Source organism: Paenibacillus silvae (assembly GCF_014639235.1).
GTDB lineage: Bacteria > Bacillota > Bacilli > Paenibacillales > Paenibacillaceae > Paenibacillus > Paenibacillus silvae.
In genome coordinates this window covers 38,090-57,904 of sequence record NZ_BMFU01000002.1, presented here as the reverse complement: position 1 = coordinate 57,904, position 19,815 = coordinate 38,090, and the positions used below count along the sequence as shown (strand labels likewise).

Genomic DNA, 19,815 nt, shown 5'->3' with positions numbered 1-19,815 from the left:
TTATCTCCTCTATTCAACTGGTCTTCTTCGTGAAAAAAATGAACGTTTTCTGGACTGCTTTGCCATTAGATGCCCCAGAATATGTGAAAACACCTTATCCGTATGTGAGTCCTTGTCAAATGGGTCCAGCTGCAGCGGCAGTCCGTAAACACTGGACGTATCCAGATCTCTGCGTACACGCTCCACAGCATCTGCTGCTGCAAGCGGAAGACAATATATCCATTTATCTTGGGGATAGCGGTGATGCGTGCGGACAAAAGCAGTAATCTCGTCCTGTTTCCATTCTGCACCCGACCCGACAACGATGGGCAGATCCGCACGCAGAAACTCTTCCAGCCGATTCTGATCCTGACCGCTCCCGAGATCCATCACAATAAACTGGTAGCTGCCACCCAGCAGGGATAAAATATCCGCTCGGCCAGATTGCTTCCAATAATGCACACCGTCCACGGCAAACTTCCTTCCTGTCGCCACAGCTTTACCACCTTGCACGACTTGCTGAATGCGAGCAAACGATTGGGAACGTGGAGACATCTCAATTACAGCAACTTTATAGTTCTGCCGCTCCAGAAAATGGCTAATGGCTATCGCGGTGTGTGTCACTCCTGCTCCGGCAGAGGTTCCCGTTAATGCTATAACTCTGGTCCCTCCACTAAACATCAGCTGTGATTCGGAAGCAGAGGCGGGAACCGCCGCTCCCGGTATTCGCAGAAGCTCCTTCCTCACCTCATCGGCCGTTTGGAAGCGTTCCTCGGCGTTATACCTTAGCAGCCGCCTGGCTACAGGAATATAGGTGCGAGGCACATCACTTCGTATCGAGCTTTCGACCCCTTGAATCCATTCGGTATAAGCTCCGCTCGTCATCAGATATAACATTAAAGCGCCAAGACCATACAAATCAGAGCGAGCATCCGTTTGACCTGAACCATATTGTTCAGGCGCTGCAAACCCTGCGGTCCCCAGCTTGATTGTGTCCTCTGTGTGCTGCCTTTTGTAGCTGCGAGCGATGCCAAAATCAATTAAACGCACCTCATGCTCTGGTGTAATCATAATGTTGGACGGCTTCATATCCCTGTAGATGACAGGCGGGTTCAGATTATGCAGATAACTCAGTACATCCAGCAGCTGAAGCAGAAATTCAGCGAACTGCTGGATCGGGATTTGGCCCCTGCACTGCTTGATGTAATCGCTAAGCGTCAAACCCTCGATGTACTCCATCACCAGGTACGTATACCCCTCTTCATCAGGTGCGAAAAAATCAACAATTTGCGGAAGTCTCGGATGACGCAGCGATGTGAGCAGTGACGCCTCCCTTTCTACACTTCCCTCGTAAGGCATCTGCGTGATACTTTCTTTCACAGCCCAGATTTTCCCTGGCAGCTTCATATCCTCTGCCTCATACACGTGGCTCATCCCGCCTGATGCCAGCACCGACAGGATACGATATCTTCCTCCAAGCAGGCTTCCGCGTTCCAGCCTGACCGGATGTCTCATAGGTTTACCTCCTTCCACACAGCACAAAAAAGGGAAAGCTTCACCGAAACGAACCAACCAGCATGCTGGTTAAGTTCACTTCGGGATGCTTTCCCTCAAAATTTCTAACGTTATGGTTAATATTGGTATCATTATAGTATACAGAATCATTCGTTGTAAAGCAGAAATTTCAAAACATATATGATTTAATATTTAATCATATAGAGCGTGATCTCCTCACGGTTATGAAACAGCTGCTTCGAACGCTGAATCTGCATGCGTGAACGCTCAAACGTATCAATGACTTCCTTGATCAGCGCGAGCGGTTTCTTATGCAGCAATTTTACGGTTACAATAGCGGTTCCACCCGATTGCAGGCTGTATAACAAATCCGATACGAGCCTGCTCATCAGCTTGGGACTCCAGCTCATATCACATACAAGCAAGTCGAATTCTCCTTCGCGGAAGCGGACATCGCCTGCATTTTTTTTCAAAAACGTCAATTTGGGCGAAGCCAGCAGAGATGCATCCATTTTGGCAGGATCAACAGCCGTCACTTCAAGTCCGCGCTCCAGCAGGAACGATGTCCAGCCTCCTGGCGCTGCCCCGATATCCAGTGCTTTGTGAAAAGAAGTAAAATCAATGCCAAACGTTTGCTCTGCTTCAAGCAGCTTGAACTTGGCTCGTGAAATCTGTCCTTCTTCCTTCTGGAAACGAACGGCCCCGCCGCTCCAGTCCGACAGATTTTGTTCAGGTCTGGATACACCGGCATATAACATGTCATCGGCAGCAAAAACCGAGACAACATACTCGGCGTCCCGAATAACCCACTCACATCCGAGTTCATCCAGCTTCTCTGTCAGCGCTTGTTTCAAGGAAGCCGCATTTTCGCGCCAGAACGAAGCTTCTGTTTTACGCGTTTGCAGAACGACCTTAGCACCAGACAATTCCTTATGATTCAAGATGAAGGCGACCAGTTTATCCAGCGACTGCGCAGCATCTTCTGTATTTTCCTGAAATTGCACAGGCTGAATATGACGTAAAAACGTTGGAGACTCCTGCAGCAGCCTGACCGAAACCTCTTCCTCTGCAGCAGGCAGACCAGCAAGCAAAATCTCACCTGGTACCAGCACTGTGCTCTTCACTGCTCCGAATGTTCGGCGCAGCTCCTCCTGAGCATAAGGTGCAAAGCCATGATTGGCCGTGCATATGAAACGGGAAAAGTCGCCTTCTCCCCATGACGATTGTGTACTCAACTTGTGTTACCCTCCAGAACGTACGCGTATCCACGGCCGGCCTTCATGCCACTGTATATCCACCGGAATATCATACGTATGCTTAATTGTTTCTTCTGTTAATACCTCATGCTTCGGCCCCTCAGCCGCAATCCGTCCGTCACGAACCAGAGCCACATGTGTGAAAAGAGGTACGATCTCCTCCACATGGTGAGTAACGTATACTACCGTCATATTTCGCTGGCGCAGACGATCAATCTCGATCAGCATCTTCTCGCGTTCATACAGATCAAGACCGGCACAGGGCTCGTCCATAATAAGCAGCTTGGGCTCAGCCATCAATGAACGTGCCAGCATGACTTTTTTGCGTTCTCCCTGGGATAACGTGCCCAGCGGCTGATTCGCCAGCTTGGTAAAGCCCATGTCGTGCAGCAGCTGCATGGCTTTGTTCTTCACTTCATCAGGAATCGTCTGGTAAAAGCGTAAAAAGGCATAAGCCCCTGTAGCGACAACTTCCCACACCGGATCACGCAAGGTCAGCTTTTCAATCAGCGTTTGACTGATATAACCGATCTCTTTGCGAACCTCCCTGACGTCGCATTGTCCATAAACATTGCCGAGCACTTCAATACGACCTTGACTTGGGAAAAGATAACCGTTCATCATCTCCAACAGCGTAGTTTTGCCTGAACCATTACGACCCAGAATCACCCAGTGTTCACCTGGTTCGATTCGTAAATGAACGTCATCCAGAATCTGATGCTCTTCACGGCGCAGCGAAATTTTCTCCATAGCGACAACACTCATCTCACTACCACCTTCCGAATTTCATTCAGCAGATGCTCTACCGAATTCATGCGATACACCATCGAGGGTACATCCATTTCACCATCAAACAGCATCAGCGCAGGTACACTTGAAATCTGGAATTGCTGTACAAGTTCAGGAATGTCATGAATGTTCATCTCATATAAAATGTTGTCAGGAAGCATATGCTCTGTAACCTCCAGCATGCGGCGAGCCGCCGCGCACGTTCCACACAGCGGAGTATAGATAAAAACAGCCTGAGGCACGCCTTCCCATACACCGCGCATTAACAATTTCGATGTGATCGGCTTCATAACTTCTCAGCCTCTGCAGCTACACGCAGCATTACTTCACCTGTCATCGGCCCGTTATGAATAACCACCGAATCAGGTTTGTTGCTGTACAGCATCTCGTACATCTGACGCTTTCCATACATACTTGAAGTATGTATATAGATTTGACTTGGATACAGCCCTTCTCTTACAATCGCTGCAGCCACTTCACCACCGTTCATCGAATCCGGCCCAAGCTCATAATCCAGCGAAAGAATGTCTACATCGCCTTCTCTCAGGAGCATAAGACATTCCTCGGCATTGGTTGCCAGAACAAACCCTTTTGGACAAGAACGATAATCATCCAGAAAAACATGCATCGTCTCGCACCTCCCCAACTTATAACCAGGAACGCATGATCTTTATATCCTCACGATGCGTTCCGTCTTCTCCCGCTTCTGTCTCCAGTACAACAACGGATTGATGAATCTCCGGCGATTGCAGCAGACTTTGCATGGAAGAATAACCGATCTCTCCCTGACCAATCCTCGCATGCCTGTCTTTGTTCAAGCCGGAGGCGTATTTGGAATCATTAAAATGAACAGCGGCCAGTGCATCCCAGTACCCAAGCTGCCTGCCCTTATCCAGTAAAGCCGCCTCATCTCCGGCAGTCCACATCCCTGAAGCAAAAGCATGACATGTGTCGAAACAAAAAGCAATATGTTCCGGGTACCGGCTTAGCTTGCGAATCTGTATCATCTCTTCCATCGTTGTTCCCATAGGCCCATGATCGCCCGCTTGATTTTCCAATAAAATCTTGGCCTCACCCTGCCACTGTTCGAGTACAGTATCCAGACATTGAATCAGATTGTGGTATCCCTCCAGCGGGTCTCTGGCCTGAAGATGTCCAAAATGAACAACCGTACCCACCGAGCCGCACGCATCCGAGATTTCAAGATCATTACGTATAGAATCAACTACAGCATGAAATCCCGCCTCTCCACGGGTCATGCCAAGCGCCGGATTCGTAGGATAAGGTGAATGGGCAATGGATGCAAGTCCATGCGCTTCACACCAATCCCGGCACTGAGCAGCGTCCTTCGGATCAAAGCGTTTCAAGCTGAGACTGCGCGGGTTTTTCGGAAAATACTGAAAAGCCGTTGCTCCCATCTCATATGCCCGTTTGGCCGCTTGTACAAATCCCCCTCTGGTGCTGACATGTGCCCCGATGCCGGTTTTAGGCCTCATGCTGACAGTTCGGACAGAAAAATGCTTTTTTGCCCGTAATTTCAACACGCTCAATGATTCCCCCGCAGCGCGGACAAGCCTCGCCTTCCCGATCATACACCCGACACTGCTCGTCAAACTTACCGGTTTTGGTATCTCCCTGCATCAAAGGCATCTCCATATAACCACCCTCGGATGCGGCTTCACGCAGCACGGACTGCATCGCATGATACAGACGCTCCGTCAACTCGGGCGAGCTCGCGATATTCTGTGTTTTGGAGCTTGGTCTGAGGCTCGCTGCAAAAGCAATCTCATCGGAATAACAGTTACCAATGCCCGCAATGATATGCTGATTCACCAGCGTTGTTTTGAGTGTCCCCCGGCGTCCTTTGAGGAGGGAGGCGAAGCGTTCCAGATTCATTCGCCGGTCCAGCGGCTCTGGGCCCAGATCAGCCATCGCTGCTTCCGTTTCTTTCGAAGTCATCAGATGCAGATATCCGAGACGCAAGCCGATGAAAAACAGAATATGATCTCCAAATTGAAGCTCTACCTGGGTGGTGCGGTCAGGACGCTCGTCCTCCGTGCCCCAGAACAGCATGCCGCCCAGCATCAGGTGAAGCACCAGACGTTTGCCATTTGCGAGGTGAAAAATCAGATGTTTTGCCCTGCGCTCGACAAAAATAATACGGTTACCCGTCAGTTCACTTACGAACACATCCGCTGATGTATTAATCGTTTTCTCCCGATTCACAACGACACCGGTAATCAGTTTATCAAGTATATGCTCGGACAGTAAAGTCCGGTAGTTTTCCATTTCCGGCAACTCTGGCATTCTTTATCTACTCCTTCTTGGAAGCTGGGTCTGCCTGTTCGGTCAGCCATGCAATCAGTGTATGCAAATCTTCAAAAACATGATCAGGACGTGCCTTGGCCGCCTGAATATGACCATCCATATTATCACGTGTTGTCACACCTGTCAGCACTAGCAGTGTCTCACAGCCGGCCGCTACACCTGCAGCGATATCTGTACGCATATTGTCACCAATAACCGCTGTTTCGTCAGCCCTCAGGTTCAGACGGCGAATAGCTGATCTCATAATGATACTTGAAGGTTTGCCGATAACGACGGGTTGTACACCCGTTGCCGCCTCGATCGCTGCTCCAATTGTACCCGCACCGGGCGTAAGACCGTCATCAGCCGGAAGCTGTAAATCCGGATTCGTCATAATAAACCGAGCTCCGCCATTAATCCAGCGGAGAGCCTTCGTTAGTTTCTGGTAGGAAAAATCACGGTCGATTCCCTGAATTACATAATCCGGGTTATCCTCTGTCAGGATCAAACCAGCATCTTTGATCGCCTGAATCAGGCCAATCTCCCCAATACATGCCACCTTCGCTCCCGGAGCTTCTGCTGCAACGTATTCAGCTGCGGCCACCGCGGAGGTACACACCTGTGAAGCATCAGCGGTAATACCCATGCCGTTTAGATGATCCGCCACACCTTGAGGTGTACGCGAGGAATTGTTAGTCACAAACAAATAAGGCACACCTTGCTCCTGTAGTGTGCGAATAAGCTGATCAGCTCCATCAATTCGATGTCTGCCATGATACAGTGTACCATCCAGATCGATCAGATAAGCTTTGATCATACGAGCACTTCCTTTCTTCAATCCATTAACCGTTCATGCCATTAAAAAATGCATGAAAACTAACCTATATCCTATGTATTGAGGCGTACAGAATGAATCTTGTTAACAGAGACACGTAACGAGTCGAACCAAATCGAACTCAGACGTTTTGTCGCGCGCGCCTGCTGTACAAGCTTGTCATTTCCTGCGCTTTCCCGGAAAATAATTCAGATCATTTCCCTGCTCATATTGCCCATCCTACACGCTTTTTGAGCAGATTGCAAAAGGGACCTCGGGAACAATTCTCCCTCAGTCCCGTCTCATTCGCCGGTTCTTGAAATCGTGCATTTCGCGCATCATCACATACGGTTCAGCTCAAGCATGATGCAACATGTCTTGCTTGTAAGTCCGACCCTCAGTCTGAAGGTGAAGAGTCCTGCTCACGATGAACAACAGGAATAAGCTGATGCTCATCAGCAAGCCTTGTGTTCGGGAAAATAGATTTAGCCTCTTCCAAAAGCGGTTGAAGCTGCTCTTCATCTTTGTAGCGCGAGCTGAAATGAGTCATGATAAGCTGACCCACATTAGCCGCTCGGGCCGCTTCCGCCGCTTCTATGGATGTACTATGGTAGTACTCGTGAGCAGTATCCGCAAGATCATGCATAAACGTCGCTTCATGAACGAGGACATCAGCATTCAGTGCCAAGGGTTGAACATTAGCGCAAGGACGGGTATCGCCCAGTATGGTGATCACCATTCCGCGTTTGGGTGCTCCCAGCACATCCTCGGGACGCACGGTCTCTCCACTATCCAATAAGATCGGTTCCCCCCGCTTTAATCTTCCAAACAAGGGACCCGGCTTCAGGCCATATGCTGCCAGCTTTGCTGGATCAAGACTGCCAGGACGATCCTTCTCTGTCACGCGATACCCGTAACTGTCAATCCGATGCTCAAGCAAGGCGGCCTCTACAACAAAGCTGTCATCTTCAAAGACAATGCCGCCCGTATGCTCAACAATGTTCAGATCATAGTTCAGATGCGACTGACTAAGTTCCATCGTCGTTTTGATCATACGCTCTGTCCCTGGCGGTCCATATACCGTGAGTGGAGTTGTTCCGCCTTGATATGCTCTGCTGGAGAGCAAACCTGGCAATCCAAACACGTGGTCACCATGCAGATGAGTGATAAAAATCTTTTCCAATTTGCTTAATTTAAGCGGTGAGCTTAAAATCTGATGCTGTGTTCCCTCCCCGCAGTCGAATAACCACAAAGCTCTGCGTTCATCCAACATACGGAGCCCAATAGACGTTACATTCCGTTGCAGCGTAGGTACACCAGCATTCGTTCCCAGGAAATATAGTTCCATTCTGGATCGCACCTCTTTCTGTTGCCAGCAAAAAACCTCCGACCATGCGGAGGGCTTGCTTGACGACTAACGATTTTATGCTTTTTCGACGTTAAAATATTTGGCCTGAGGATGGCTGAACACCATCGCAGACACCGATGCTTCCGGTTCCATCATGAAACCTTCCGTTAATTCTACTCCAATATCTTCAGGCTGCATCAGCTTGAACAGCGGTCCCTGATCCTCCAGATCCGGGCAGGCTGGATATCCAAAGGACACACGAATACCCTGATAACGCGCACCATGACGCTGCTTCATGGTCATGTCGGCAGGGTCCGGGAAACCCCATATATCCCTCATCATATGATGCACGCGTTCTGCCAAACCTTCCGCTACTTCAAGCGCTACCGATTGCAGAGCGTGTGAACGGAGATAATCCCCTTGATCCTTCCAAGCCGTAGACAGCTCGCGTACGCCATGTCCCGCAGTGACAACAAGGAAACCAACATAATCCATTTCACCAGATTCAACTGGCTTCAGGAAATCGGACAAGCACAGGAAAGGCTCTACCTTTTGACGCGGGAACGTAAAGGTATGCAGGATGTTGCTTGTATCTTGCGGATCATAAATAATGACGCTATTGCCGCTCGACTGGGCCGGGAAGAAACGATACATGGCATGCGCCTGAATAATTCCGTCTCTAACCGCTTCCTGCATGATGCCATCCACAACCGCTTTCAGATCGGTAGCCTTGGGATCGCCGGAAGCCAGAAGCTGCTCAACCGAGCCGCGCAGCCCCAGATGATGTCCCAGCAGCATCTGCATATTCACATACGGCAGGATGTGGGACAGCGGATAATTGCGAAGTGTATGCCGCTCCAGATCAGGCGGTACAAGCACCGGATGATCAGCGGAGATCGCTGATCGCTCCACCCGTGTAAGCTCAGGCAGTGCCTGAACTTCACCTGCACTGGAAGCATCGGCTTCTTTTTCCGCATCCATCTCGGCCTGCATCGCTTCTCGCGTAACAGGATTCATCAGCTTATTCGCCAGATCGAGACCATCCATTGCATCCTTCGCATACACAACCATACCGTTGTATTCAGGACGAATGCGGTTTTTGGTGAACTTGCGTGTTAACGCTGCTCCCCCTACCATAATCGGCACATCAATGCCAGCTGTACGCAAATCCTGAGCAGTGAGAATCATCTGTTGAGCCGATTTAACAAGCAGCCCTGACAGGCCGATGGCATCAACCTTCTCTTCTCGATAAGCCTCGATAATACGCTCTGGTGGTACTTTTATACCCAAATTAATGATCCGGTAACCGTTGTTGGACAAGATGATCTCCACCAGGTTTTTGCCGATGTCGTGTACGTCCCCTTTAACGGTAGCCAGAATGATCTTTCCTTTTACGGAAGTTTCATTTTTCTCCATAAATTGCTCCAGATACGCTACCGAAGCCTTCATCACTTCTGCACTTTGAAGCACCTCTGCTACAATTAACTCATTGTTGTTGAACAGACGGCCGACTTCCTCCATGCCCCGCATCAATGGACCATTGATAACTTCGAGCGCGGAATATTTGGCGAGAGCCTGCTCCAGATCGGGCAGCAGCCCTTCTTTGCTGCCTTCCACCACATAGGATGCAAGCCGTTCTTCCAGCGATAGGTTGGAAATTTTCTCTTTTTTCTCAACCTTTTTGTTGCGGAATGCCGCTACGAAGGCAGCAAGTGTATCATCGTTTGTGTTATATAAAAGCTCTTCCGAGAGCCTGCGCTCTTCTTCCGGAATGGATGCATAACGCTCCAGCTTTTCAGTATTTACGATGGCATAGTCCAGTCCGGCCTTGGTACATTCGTACAGGAATACGGAGTTTAACACCTCACGGCCCGCTTCAGGCAAACCAAAGGAGATGTTGCTGATACCGAGAATCGTGTGACACTCCGGCATGGCTTCCTTAATAATCCGAATGCCTTCAATCGTTTCTTTGGCAGAACCGATGTATTGCTCGTCGCCTGTGCCCACCGGGAATACCAGTGTATCAAAAATAATATCCTCCGGCTTCAAGCCGTACTTGTTCACCAGCAGGTCATATGAACGCTTCGCCACTTCCAGCTTGTCCTCACGGCTGATCGCCTGACCGCGCTCATCAATGGTTCCGACAACCACTGCACCGCCGTATTTATGAAGCAGCGGAGTGACCAGCTCAAATTTTTCTTCCCCATCCTCAAGGTTAATGGAGTTAATGATCGCCTTCCCTTGCGAATATTGAAGAGCCGTATCAATAACGGACGCATCTGTAGTGTCAATCATGAGCGGCACCTTGACCTTTTTGACAACAAGCTCAAGGAATTTGATCATATCTTCCGTTTCCTCACGGTCAGGGTCCTGCACGCAGACGTCAACGATATGTGCTCCATTTTTCACTTGAGCCCGAGCGATCTCTGAAGCTTCCTCGTACTTGCCTTCGACAATCAACCGCTTGAATTTGCGTGATCCCAGTACGTTGGTACGCTCTCCAACCATATATGGGCGATTATCCTGCTCGACATATACCGGGTCGATCCCGGACAATGCGGGCGGATGTGTTCCGTTCAATTCTCTTGGGGGGTACTTTGCAAGCGTGTCACGCATAGCCCGAATATGAGCCGGGGTTGTTCCACAGCAGCCGCCTGCAATGTTCAGCCAGCCTTGTTCGGCAAAAGCCCCGATTTTCTGTGCAAGCGAATCTGGAGATTCGTGATAGTTCCCGTTTTCATCAGGAAGTCCTGCGTTGGGATAACAACTCACAGCTACAGACGCCATGCCAGACAGGGAACGAATATGGTCACGCATGAATTCCGGACCTGTCGCACAGTTTAGTCCCACCGAAATCGGGTTAAGGTGTTCTAGGGATATATAAAAGGATTCAATGTTCTGACCTGCCAGGGTCGTGCCCATCGGTTCAATCGTTCCTGAGATCATCAGAGGCAGCTTGATGCCACTTTGATCAAAAGCCTGCTGTATGCCAATGCTTCCTGCCTTGACATTGAGGGTATCCTGCGAAGTTTCAAGCAGTAGCGCATCAACGCCTCCCTCTATTAAAGCAAGAGCCTGCTCGAAATAGCTGTCAACCAGTTCCTGGAACGTTACGCCTCCCGTCACGGACAACGTTTTGGTTGTTGGCCCCATTGCGCCGACGACATAACGTGGTGACTCCGGTGTGGAAAAACGATCCACGGCTGCTTTTGCAATTCGGGCTGCTTCCAGATTAATTTCGCGTGCACGATCTTGAATATCGTATTCAGCAAGCACGACAGAAGTCGCACCAAATGTATTGGTCTCGATTAAATCGGCACCGGCTTCCAGATAATCCTCATGTATTCGTTGGATTAAATCCGGGCGTGTCAGCACCAGCATTTCATTACATCCATCCAGATCTTCACCGCCAAAATCTTCGCTGGTCAGATCCACCTGTTGAATCATCGTCCCCATTGCGCCGTCGAGGATTAATATTCGTTGTTTTAATGCATCGTGTAGACTAAGCTTATCCAATATCTTCACCCCCGCAAAACGTTAAATCTTAGTTTAACAGAAACTTACTTATTGTGAAAGATCGGTTTTGCTCCCGAATGGCGGCGAATTCACAGGAATACAGGCCAATTGTGAATCGACAAAAGTCAAGCAATCCGATATAATATCAATTAATCCAAGTGGAAAAGAGGGAAAGATCATGGCTGAAATTGTTATCCGAAATACGAACGAACGCATCACTGGAGACGAAAACGTTCGAAATTTCTTGAACAAATATGATGTATTATATGAAAAATGGGACGCTACCAAATTAAGCACGGAGTTACAGAATAACTTCGGCTTAACGGATGATCAGAAGCAGCAGGTATTGGAAACCTACGATTACGAGATCAAGGATTTGGCCGCACGCCGCGGGTATCAAATCTGGGATGTCATCACCCTTTCAGAGCAAACACCGGACATCGAAGAAAAACTCGCTAAATTTGAAGAAATCCACACCCATGCAGAAGATGAGATTCGTGCAATTGTCGCAGGTAAAGGCATCTTTGTGATTAAGGCGACAGATGACACAGGTTACTTTAATGTAGAATTGTCTCCTGGAGACGTCATTTCTGTTCCCGAGAACACACCGCATTTCTTCACATTGATGGAGAACAAACAAATTATTGCCGTGCGCCTGTTTATCGAAAAAGACGGCTGGATCGCCGATCCATATCCTGATCCAACGTTTATCAAGAACGCCTAAGCTAACCTCGGCTTTCTTAGCGGTATGATTGCATCTTTTTTATACCGTATCACGGAATTTTTGCACCTTATTATAGAATATAAATTTAAAAGTTGTATGTATGAATCACCCCCTGCTCTTAGGAACGGGGGGTTGATTTGGTTCTCCAGATCATGTGTTCGCTAGATAAAATAATGAGGATATTTTGCCTTTAGCATCTCCTGTTCAACCACAACAAGCCGCAAATGCGCTTCCATCACCTGAACAGCTTGCTCCGTCTTACGCTCCGTCACCAGCCGCAAAATCTCTTTATGCTGAGATATAACGACTTCAAGGTTCGAATCCTCTGCAAGCCGCAGCAAACGAAGCCGATTAAACGGCATGTTCAGCTGCTGCAGCATCTTCCAGGTTCTCAGCTTCCCGGTTCCCTGAAACAAGATTTGATGAAACTCCTCGTCCAGCTCAAACAGTCGATAAAAATTGTTTTTGCCTACGCACACTTCCTGCATCGCAATGTTCGTTTCCAGTCTGAATACGTATTCTTCCGGGAATGAAGCACATGCCAGGGTGACAATCTCCTTCTCCATTTTCTCGCGCATAAAGCGGCCTTCTTCGACATGCTCCAGGTTAATGTGTGACACAATCGTGCCGCTCTGCGGGATAATATCCAGCAGCTCTTCCTCTGCCAGCTTCATAAAAGCCTCTCGGACCGGAGTCCGGCTGACCTGCAGCTCATCTGCAATTTCTTTTTCTGAAATTTTGGTGCCGGGTTTCAGCTCCAGATGCAGAATTCGTTCTTTGACCAAATTATAGGAATAAGCCCTTGTCGAGCCTCTCATTTTCTGATTAAGTGACATGAATTGACCTCTTTCTCTCAGCCATATTCCTTCATATTAGCACAAACTGCCGTTCCACTTAAAATATCTTTAGCGAAACGGCAGTTTGGCATAAATATTTCAAGTTTTTTAACTTTTGCAGCTCAGCTCCAAACAAACCCTTGATGTGCAGAAGGGGAATAACCTCTCGGTGACTTAAGTGTACAACCGCATCAAACTTTGGGAAAAAGACTCCACCCAGCGTTTGTATCCATGGCTTCGCTTGACGAGATAGGAAGCTATTTCGCAATAACGATTGGCTCGTTTGGCGGAAGACAGCATGGCAAAATCCAGTGGACAAAGCTAAAACATAGATGTAAAAATAATTTTTTTTAAAAAACAAGGAAATCCAAAAATGAAGAAAGTATATTTTAATACATTTATAGGTGAGTGCAACTCTGCATTGATTCGAGCCGTCAACCTTTATAGGAGGAGATGAAATGATGCGTATTACAAAAATAAGTGTTCTTATAGGGCTTTTGTTTTTGGTCCTTTCTGCATGTGGAAATGGGGCTTCAGATGACGAAAAAAACGCTGAACAATATCTTAAACAGTATGGTTATCAAATAACTTCTAGGCAAGGTCAAGTTGAGAAATATATCTTAGAAAAGAGCAAACTTAGTGCGAGCACCGAAAACATACCTTATCAGCAAAGCTGGGGGGTTCAATCTGTTGAGCCTGATAGATATTTTGGAAAAGAAATTACCATTTATCAGTTTACAGTGAGAAATCATCCTCTTGAAAAAAAATATAATACGGAGACTACAGTCAATGTCATTCTTTGTGAAGGGAACGTCATTGGAGGAGCCTCTATGCCAGCTCAAGGAAATGCGGTTCTGATGGGAGCTCCTTATTCACTTGAAGGACAAACGTTAGAGGAAATAAATAAAATGAGCTATAAAGAATGGTCTGAAAAATGGATAATGAAATATGGTAGCTAATTGAACTAAATGGGACATGTATGAAAAAAGCGCCAGTTTCGGACAACTCGTCCTAGGCTGCCGCTTTTTTGACTTATACCAAGCTGAAAAACCAAAACTAGTCCCAAGACTTGACAACGGGTATCCAGTTCTCAAACGTTTCATGAGAATACATTTACCGGGAGAAAGAAGCTTTGCGCGCTCCTCATAAGCATTCTGAGTTTCTTCAGCCTGATAGGGATATGATAAAACAAGGATTTAATATTAACTTATGCTGTGAAAGTTGTGTTATTTATTGTTTTCTTTATATGTCTTGTAGGTATCATTGGCCAGCTTCACGTAATTCGACAGCCCCTGGCTCTCCAGCTCTTTGATAAAAGTATCGTACTCAGACAATTTCCGCTCACCCAATATAAACTTCAATGTGTTCTGTTCTGTGTAGTCTTTCAGCGGCGTGCTGAGAAGTGTTACACGCTCACGGTCCTCGGAGGAATACGGAATAGGTGGTTCGGCCGGGATCACTTCTTTGGTTTCTTTCATACTTTTCTGGAAAACAAGCTCCTCTTCGCTAAACATGGATTGCAGCAGCTCTGTTGTGCCTCCGTAAGCAAACACACCGCCGGAGAAGCCGAAGTCAATACGAAGGTCTCTGGTGCCCTTTGGATTCAATCCGTTGTAGTTGATGTCATCTGCTAATTTGCGTTTTCCACCTTCTTTGGTGAAGGTCTCGTTCTCTACACCCCACTTGGCGAATTCCTGTCCTTCATCACTGTAGTACAACCAATCAATGAATTGTAATATGGCTTTGAAATTGTCGTTATCTTTAATTTTACCCGAGATCATCACACCGTTTTCAAGTCTTGAACCAGACATTAACTGTCCTTTGGGTCCTCCCGGAACGGTAATTTTAGCAATCGAAAATTTGCCTTCACCAAGCGTTTTGTTCATATCATTCCGATGCAGCACCAGCGTCTGGGAATTACCGTTAATCATAAATGATTTGCCCGATACAAACTTCTGAATGGCTTGGTCATCGTCTTGTGTGAAGCTTTCTTTATCGAGCAGCCCTTCTGCAACCATCTTATTAAAAAACGTGAGCAGTTCCTTGTACTCTGGTGTCGTAGCCGTGTATACGAATTCGTCCTGATCTGCTTTGTACGTCAAGCCATTTCCATAACCCCAGCCAGCCTTCGTGCCAAAACCGGTAGCTGCAATGCCGAGCGTACTTTTAAACTTGAAGCTGTCCGAGAACGGAATAGAATCGGGATAGATTTCTTTTAACTTTTTCGCGGCCGTATATAGCTCATCCCAGGTTGTAGGAATAGCAATATTGTTGTCTTTAAACAAATCCGTTCTTACAATCAAGGTATAATCCGGCCATACGGCCTCATGCAATCCCGGCAGCACGTAATACTTGCCATCCTCTTGGCGAAGGCTTTCAAGATCAGGCTCCAGATTCCACTTTTCCACCTTATCTTTGAAGTTAGGCATTAAATCAATGTAGTCGCTAATCGGAAGAATCGCTCCTGAGGATACAAAAGCAGCCTCTTCCCCCGGGTAAGTCTTCGGAATAACAAGCGGTGCATCACCCGAGCTGATCAGAAGGGATCTTTTTTGCGGATAATCACTCATCGGCACAATTGTTGGTTCCAGCGTGACACCCGTCATTTCTGTAATTTTTTTAAATAACATCCAGTCTTTTTTGTATGGGTAGATCGGGTGATCACTGTACAAAATAGACAGATTAAACGGCTCCGTTGCTTTGAACGTATCACCGACGTTATAACTCTCCATCGCGGCTTTTGTTGACACCTCCGACACATCCGGCCCTGTTCCAGCACCGCTGCTGCACGCAGCGAGTACTGCAGACATTGTCATTGCCAAAATCATCTTGCCAAGCATTTTTCGTGGCTTTCTGCTCAAACCATTCATCCCCTTTAATCTATTTTGTTTTGAACCAGGTCTACTGTTGTTACTGCTTAACAGAACCCAGCATGATACCGGTTACAAAATATCGCTGTACAAACGGATAAATCGTCAAAATCGGCAGGATGGTCAAAACCATGGTTACCGATTTGATATTGGCAGCAATCTGGGTCAAGTTATCCGCAGAGGTTGCACCGGCAGTGGCCCCGCTCGTTGCTCCGGCAATCATGTTGCGCAAGTAGATCGTAACCGGAAAGAGCTCTTTTTTGTCCAGATACAAGAAGGCCGGAAACCAGGAGTTCCAGTGTGCAACCGCGTAAAACAGCACCATCGTAGCCATAACCGCCTTACTGAGAGGCAAAATGATACGCAGCAAGATGCCGTAAGTGCTCAAACCGTCAATTGCAGCAGCCTCCTCTAATTCTTCAGGCATGTTTTCAAAAAAAGATTTCATAATCAGCATGTTATATATGCTTATTGCACCCGGGACCACCAAGGCCCACATGGTGTTATTGAAGCCAAGGGAATTAATCAGCACGTAGTTTGGAATAAGCCCGCCGCTGAAGAACATCGTAAATACGGCAAACATCGTTAGAAATTTACGTCCCATCAGTCTCTTCTTGGACAGTGCGTATGCAAAGATCGTTGTCATAAACATGGAGATTAATGTACCTACCACCGTATAAACGACCGTGTTTTTATAGTTCATCCAGAACATGCTGTCCTTGGAAATGGTTTTATACGTATCCACATTGAACCCACGTGGGAATAGACTAACCTTGCCTGAATTGATATACGCTTCACTGCTGAAGGATTGCGCAACAACGTTCAGGAACGGGTACAGCGTAATAAAAACGATAAACAGCAAAAATGTAACATTAAACACCTTAAACACCTTGTATGATCTCGATTCCTGCATGATGCTCCTCCTCTACCACAAGCTTCGCTCGGTCAATTTACGTGAGATGGCGTTTACAGTGAACACCAGAGTCAGCCCAATCACTGATTCAAACAAACCAATGGCTGTAGCGTAACTGAAGTTACTGGATTCAAGACCCACACGGTACAAATAAGTCGAGATTACATCGGAAGTTTCATAGATCAGCGGATTGTACAGGAGCAGAATTTTCTCAAAGCCTACTGCCAGAAAGTTACCCATGTTCAGGATAAGCAGCGTTACAATCGTTGGCAAAATGCCTGGAATGGTGACATGAATGGTTTGCTTCCAGCGATTCGCTCCGTCAATCCGTGCGGCTTCATACAACGAATCATCAATGGTGGTCAGCGCCGCCAGATACAATATGGCTCCCCAACCCATGCCCTGCCAGATTTCCGATGAGATATAGATGGTTCTGAACCACTCTGCTCGCTGCATAAACGGAATGTTATCCCCTGTAAAAAAAGCAACCAGTCCGTTAATTGAACCATTCACGGCTGTCAATTGCAGAATCATACCGGCCACGATCACGATGGACAGGAAGTGTGGCAGGTACGAGGCCGTTTGCACAAACTTTTTGAAGCGTTTGCTCTTCACCTCGTTGAGCAGCAGTGCAAAAATAATAGGCATGGGGAACGTGAATAACAATGCAAGCCCGCCCAGCATCAGGGTGTTACTAAAGACTCGCCAGAAGGTCGGGTCCTCAATGAACATTTTGAAATAACGTAAACCTACCCAGGTCTCTCCAAATATACTGCCTCCCGGGACAAATCGTCTGAAGGCAATAATATTGCCCAGCATCGGACCGTATTTGAAAATAATCAGATAAATGATGGGAAGAACTAACAGTGAGTACAATTGCCAATCTTTACGAATCAATATGAGCGCTGTTTGCAGCCTGCTTTCTTTACGTGAAGATATCATTGGTAACGTCGCCTTGGATGTCTCTGACTCCATGTGTCATTCACTCCGATCCATAACTTGATTAACGAGATTCTGTGCTGCACCTTGTGACGTCATTCTGCCTTACCTCTGTACGCAGAGGACGGGCCTGTTGTACATTTCACCCCCACTCAAAATAAATTGTAAGCGGTATCAACTTTAACTTTTATGTACACTCAAACATATCTGCATATGCTTCTGAAGCAAGCGAAACATGCTGATGTTTGAATGAGTCCAACAAGAACAATTGTTATAAAGCGCTTACAACGCATTGAAGTAAAAAAGCAGCAATCATTGTTGCTATTCATGTTGCACTCTGTTTTTCCATTCACAGATTGTCTGCCACTGTACTGTTCAGATGAGATAGATATTTAAAACGACATTGTCAACGAATCTCTTCTGAAATACTAGTCATACTAGTATGTTAGTTGTATTTTAAAACAGAGCCTTTTAAATTTCAATATTTTTTCTCGATAAATCATACAAATCACTTCTAACAGTAAGCAAAAGACACTCATAAAATTGGATGATAATAAAAAAACATTGGTTAATGCATGAACGAGATAAACATCATTCATGTCATAACCAATGTTTAATTTAAAGAAATAAGATAGAAGATTTAATCACAGCTTTAAAAATTAGCAATCAGTTCTTCTAATTCAGATAAGTGCTTAATTTCGTGATCTGGGGAATAGGTTTCATTGTTGATTTTGTTTTCGCGATTAATCCATACTGCACGAATACCTGAAGACAACGCACCACGGATATCCGTAGTTAATTTATCTCCAACCATCATGCTTTCTTCTGGCTTCACACCTAATTTACTTAAAGCGTGTTGGAAAATGGACGGATCGGGTTTGCCTCTTCCAAAGCTTCCCGAGATGATAATCTCATCAAAGAACGGAGATAACTCAGGAACACCATCCAGCTTCTCCTGCTGTAACGCAGGACATCCATTCGTCAGAAGCAGTAATTTATATTTTCCATGCAGATGACGCAGAGTATCCATTGTTTCTTCATAAACATGCGGTCTGGATCGACGTTCAGCCCCAAATTGCGAAGCCAATCGCTCTGCAAGATCTTCCTGATCTACACCAAGCTTTAACAAGCCACGGCGCCAGGACTCCTTACGGTAGATTGGAGCCAATTGTTCCAGCTGGCGGAATTCCGGCTGCTCTCCAGCGGTGAAATTAGCCCATAGACCTTCAAAAGGATTAATTCCAATCATTTTGGTAAAAGGAAATGTCTCGTAGGACTCATAAAGCTCACGTGCTTCATTACGAACAGCCTCTTCGAGCGCTTCGGCGTCAACTCCGGTCTCGTTCGCTGCAACTAAACAAGTTTCATGAAAAGCCTCTCGAACACTGCGTTCGTCCCACAATAAAGTATCATCCAGGTCGAACATAATCGCTTTCAATGCCATGCTGCTCATCTGCCCCTTTATACATGAATTACTTATCAATGGTTTCTACGGTGATCTGGTGTGCTTTAGCAAATTTCAACAATCGCTCTGTCATTGCATCCGTATCGTAACGGTTTAACAGCTTGGTGAAGACCCATCTCTTGCCACGGCTGTTATGTTCAATCACTACAGTGCCCGGTTCAAATCTGAATTTGATAATATCATCAACCCCGATGGAGCGTTCACGATTGCCCTTCGTTGTAATGATCCGGTTACTGCTGATTTTAATGTAAGGACGACGAAGCATAAAAATAACTGCAAGGAATACATAAAGCAGCATCGTTACCCAATCCCACGTTGTCATAGGCGCCTTCACCAAAAAAGTGCTCATGAACAGATACAAAAAGGCAAGACCAATCAGAAAAATAGGGAATAACAGGCTTCTACCCTTGAAAATATCTTCACCTGGATTTCCCGTAATTGGCTGACCATTTTTTTTACGCTGCTGATTCAATTGCTTCGAATTCTTCCGAACCGTTCTCTCGAACGAACGCCGTGACATGTAAATCCCCCTTATGTGTCTTGT

Annotated in this window: 18 protein-coding genes; 2 read left to right on the top strand and 16 right to left on the bottom strand. The window is 46.7% G+C overall.

Going from position 1 to position 19,815, the window contains the following annotated elements; all coding sequences use genetic code 11:
• Window positions 1-9 precede the first annotated feature (9 nt).
• The 10 genes from IEW26_RS06340 to metH all read right to left on the bottom strand — a co-directional run bounded on the left by IEW26_RS06340 (window position 10) and on the right by metH (window position 11,524).
• Window positions 10-1,494 carry a serine/threonine protein kinase gene (locus tag IEW26_RS06340; RefSeq protein ID WP_188591747.1) on the bottom strand — a complete coding sequence of 495 codons (1,485 nt, stop codon included), beginning with the start codon at window positions 1,492-1,494 and terminating at the stop codon, window positions 10-12.
• Between the two features lie 185 nt (window positions 1,495-1,679).
• Window positions 1,680-2,729: a 23S rRNA (cytidine(2498)-2'-O)-methyltransferase RlmM gene (locus tag IEW26_RS06335; RefSeq protein WP_188591746.1), complete on the bottom strand. Its 1,050-nt coding sequence runs from the start codon at window positions 2,727-2,729 to the stop codon at window positions 1,680-1,682.
• Window positions 2,730-2,735: 6 nt separating this feature from the next.
• Window positions 2,736-3,515, bottom strand: a complete 780-nt coding sequence (locus IEW26_RS06330) for an ABC transporter ATP-binding protein (protein WP_188591745.1) — start codon at window positions 3,513-3,515, stop codon at window positions 2,736-2,738.
• Complete coding sequence (locus IEW26_RS06325) at window positions 3,512-3,829, bottom strand: thioredoxin family protein (RefSeq protein ID WP_145401818.1); 318 nt, start codon at window positions 3,827-3,829, stop codon at window positions 3,512-3,514. The genes IEW26_RS06330 and IEW26_RS06325 overlap by 4 nt, the downstream gene beginning before the upstream one ends.
• A complete protein-coding gene (locus IEW26_RS06320; RefSeq protein ID WP_188591744.1) occupies window positions 3,826-4,167 on the bottom strand; it encodes a cyclic-phosphate processing receiver domain-containing protein in 342 nt (113 codons plus the stop codon). Before IEW26_RS06320 ends, IEW26_RS06325 begins: the two co-directional genes overlap by 4 nt.
• 19 nt (window positions 4,168-4,186) lie before the next feature.
• A complete protein-coding gene (locus IEW26_RS06315; RefSeq protein ID WP_505845354.1) occupies window positions 4,187-5,131 on the bottom strand; it encodes a deoxyribonuclease IV in 945 nt (314 codons plus the stop codon).
• Entirely contained in the window at window positions 5,025-5,846 is an 822-nt protein-coding gene (locus IEW26_RS06310) for an Fpg/Nei family DNA glycosylase (RefSeq protein WP_188591742.1), read from the bottom strand. The genes IEW26_RS06315 and IEW26_RS06310 overlap by 107 nt, the downstream gene beginning before the upstream one ends.
• Before the next feature lie 7 nt (window positions 5,847-5,853).
• Window positions 5,854-6,663 carry a 5' nucleotidase NucF gene (gene nucF, locus IEW26_RS06305; protein WP_188591741.1) on the bottom strand — a complete coding sequence of 270 codons (810 nt, stop codon included), beginning with the start codon at window positions 6,661-6,663 and terminating at the stop codon, window positions 5,854-5,856.
• A gap of 394 nt (window positions 6,664-7,057) precedes the next feature.
• On the bottom strand, window positions 7,058-8,008 hold the full coding sequence (gene rnz, locus IEW26_RS06300) for a ribonuclease Z (RefSeq protein WP_188591740.1): 951 nt from the start codon (window positions 8,006-8,008) through the stop codon (window positions 7,058-7,060).
• Window positions 8,009-8,083: 75 nt separating this feature from the next.
• Entirely contained in the window at window positions 8,084-11,524 is a 3,441-nt protein-coding gene (gene metH / locus IEW26_RS06295; protein ID WP_188591739.1) for a methionine synthase, read from the bottom strand.
• Window positions 11,525-11,702: 178 nt separating this feature from the next.
• Here metH and mtnD point away from each other — a divergent pair, with 178 nt between their 5' ends.
• The gene (mtnD, locus tag IEW26_RS06290; protein WP_188591738.1) at window positions 11,703-12,248 is read left to right on the top strand and encodes an acireductone dioxygenase; all 546 of its coding nucleotides are present in this window, start codon (window positions 11,703-11,705) and stop codon (window positions 12,246-12,248) included.
• Window positions 12,249-12,409: 161 nt separating this feature from the next.
• Here the strand turns inward: mtnD and IEW26_RS06285 are convergent, their stop codons facing one another.
• Window positions 12,410-13,084: a GntR family transcriptional regulator gene (locus IEW26_RS06285; RefSeq protein ID WP_145401806.1), complete on the bottom strand. Its 675-nt coding sequence runs from the start codon at window positions 13,082-13,084 to the stop codon at window positions 12,410-12,412.
• Window positions 13,085-13,542: 458 nt separating this feature from the next.
• Here IEW26_RS06285 and IEW26_RS06280 point away from each other — a divergent pair, with 458 nt between their 5' ends.
• Window positions 13,543-14,043: a DUF4830 domain-containing protein gene (locus tag IEW26_RS06280; protein WP_229729703.1), complete on the top strand. Its 501-nt coding sequence runs from the start codon at window positions 13,543-13,545 to the stop codon at window positions 14,041-14,043.
• Window positions 14,044-14,310: 267 nt separating this feature from the next.
• Here the strand turns inward: IEW26_RS06280 and IEW26_RS06275 are convergent, their stop codons facing one another.
• From IEW26_RS06275 to IEW26_RS06255, 5 genes are all read right to left on the bottom strand, one after another.
• Window positions 14,311-15,954: an ABC transporter substrate-binding protein gene (locus tag IEW26_RS06275; protein ID WP_373288435.1), complete on the bottom strand. Its 1,644-nt coding sequence runs from the start codon at window positions 15,952-15,954 to the stop codon at window positions 14,311-14,313.
• A 40-nt stretch (window positions 15,955-15,994) separates the two neighbouring features.
• Window positions 15,995-16,867, bottom strand: a complete 873-nt coding sequence (locus tag IEW26_RS06270) for a carbohydrate ABC transporter permease (RefSeq protein ID WP_111271733.1) — start codon at window positions 16,865-16,867, stop codon at window positions 15,995-15,997.
• A 12-nt stretch (window positions 16,868-16,879) separates the two neighbouring features.
• Window positions 16,880-17,809: an ABC transporter permease gene (locus IEW26_RS06265; RefSeq protein WP_229729774.1), complete on the bottom strand. Its 930-nt coding sequence runs from the start codon at window positions 17,807-17,809 to the stop codon at window positions 16,880-16,882.
• A gap of 649 nt (window positions 17,810-18,458) precedes the next feature.
• Window positions 18,459-19,250 carry an HAD family hydrolase gene (locus tag IEW26_RS06260; protein ID WP_188591736.1) on the bottom strand — a complete coding sequence of 264 codons (792 nt, stop codon included), beginning with the start codon at window positions 19,248-19,250 and terminating at the stop codon, window positions 18,459-18,461.
• A 28-nt stretch (window positions 19,251-19,278) separates the two neighbouring features.
• Window positions 19,279-19,791, bottom strand: coding sequence for a vitamin K epoxide reductase family protein (locus IEW26_RS06255; protein ID WP_145401804.1), 513 nt, complete (start codon window positions 19,789-19,791; stop codon window positions 19,279-19,281).
• Window positions 19,792-19,815 lie beyond the last annotated feature (24 nt).

Bases quoted from the DNA above. Each gene is read 5' to 3' on its own strand.
- IEW26_RS06340 (WP_188591747.1), bottom strand. From the start codon at position 1,494: ATGAGACATCCGGTCAGGCTGGAACGCGGAAGCCTGCTTGGAGGAAGA.
- IEW26_RS06330 (WP_188591745.1), bottom strand. From the start codon at position 3,515: ATGAGTGTTGTCGCTATGGAGAAAATTTCGCTGCGCCGTGAAGAGCAT.
- IEW26_RS06325 (WP_145401818.1), bottom strand. From the start codon at position 3,829: ATGAAGCCGATCACATCGAAATTGTTAATGCGCGGTGTATGGGAAGGC.
- IEW26_RS06320 (WP_188591744.1), bottom strand. From the start codon at position 4,167: ATGCATGTTTTTCTGGATGATTATCGTTCTTGTCCAAAAGGGTTTGTT.
- IEW26_RS06315 (WP_505845354.1), bottom strand. From the start codon at position 5,131: ATGATCGGGAAGGCGAGGCTTGTCCGCGCTGCGGGGGAATCATTGAGC.
- IEW26_RS06310 (WP_188591742.1), bottom strand. From the start codon at position 5,846: ATGCCAGAGTTGCCGGAAATGGAAAACTACCGGACTTTACTGTCCGAG.
- nucF (WP_188591741.1), bottom strand. From the start codon at position 6,663: ATGATCAAAGCTTATCTGATCGATCTGGATGGTACACTGTATCATGGC.
- rnz (WP_188591740.1), bottom strand. From the start codon at position 8,008: ATGGAACTATATTTCCTGGGAACGAATGCTGGTGTACCTACGCTGCAA.
- mtnD (WP_188591738.1), top strand. From the start codon at position 11,703: ATGGCTGAAATTGTTATCCGAAATACGAACGAACGCATCACTGGAGAC.
- IEW26_RS06285 (WP_145401806.1), bottom strand. From the start codon at position 13,084: ATGTCACTTAATCAGAAAATGAGAGGCTCGACAAGGGCTTATTCCTAT.
- IEW26_RS06280 (WP_229729703.1), top strand. From the start codon at position 13,543: ATGATGCGTATTACAAAAATAAGTGTTCTTATAGGGCTTTTGTTTTTG.
- IEW26_RS06275 (WP_373288435.1), bottom strand. From the start codon at position 15,954: ATGAATGGTTTGAGCAGAAAGCCACGAAAAATGCTTGGCAAGATGATT.
- IEW26_RS06270 (WP_111271733.1), bottom strand. From the start codon at position 16,867: ATGCAGGAATCGAGATCATACAAGGTGTTTAAGGTGTTTAATGTTACA.
- IEW26_RS06265 (WP_229729774.1), bottom strand. From the start codon at position 17,809: ATGATATCTTCACGTAAAGAAAGCAGGCTGCAAACAGCGCTCATATTG.
- IEW26_RS06260 (WP_188591736.1), bottom strand. From the start codon at position 19,250: ATGGCATTGAAAGCGATTATGTTCGACCTGGATGATACTTTATTGTGG.
- IEW26_RS06255 (WP_145401804.1), bottom strand. From the start codon at position 19,791: ATGTCACGGCGTTCGTTCGAGAGAACGGTTCGGAAGAATTCGAAGCAA.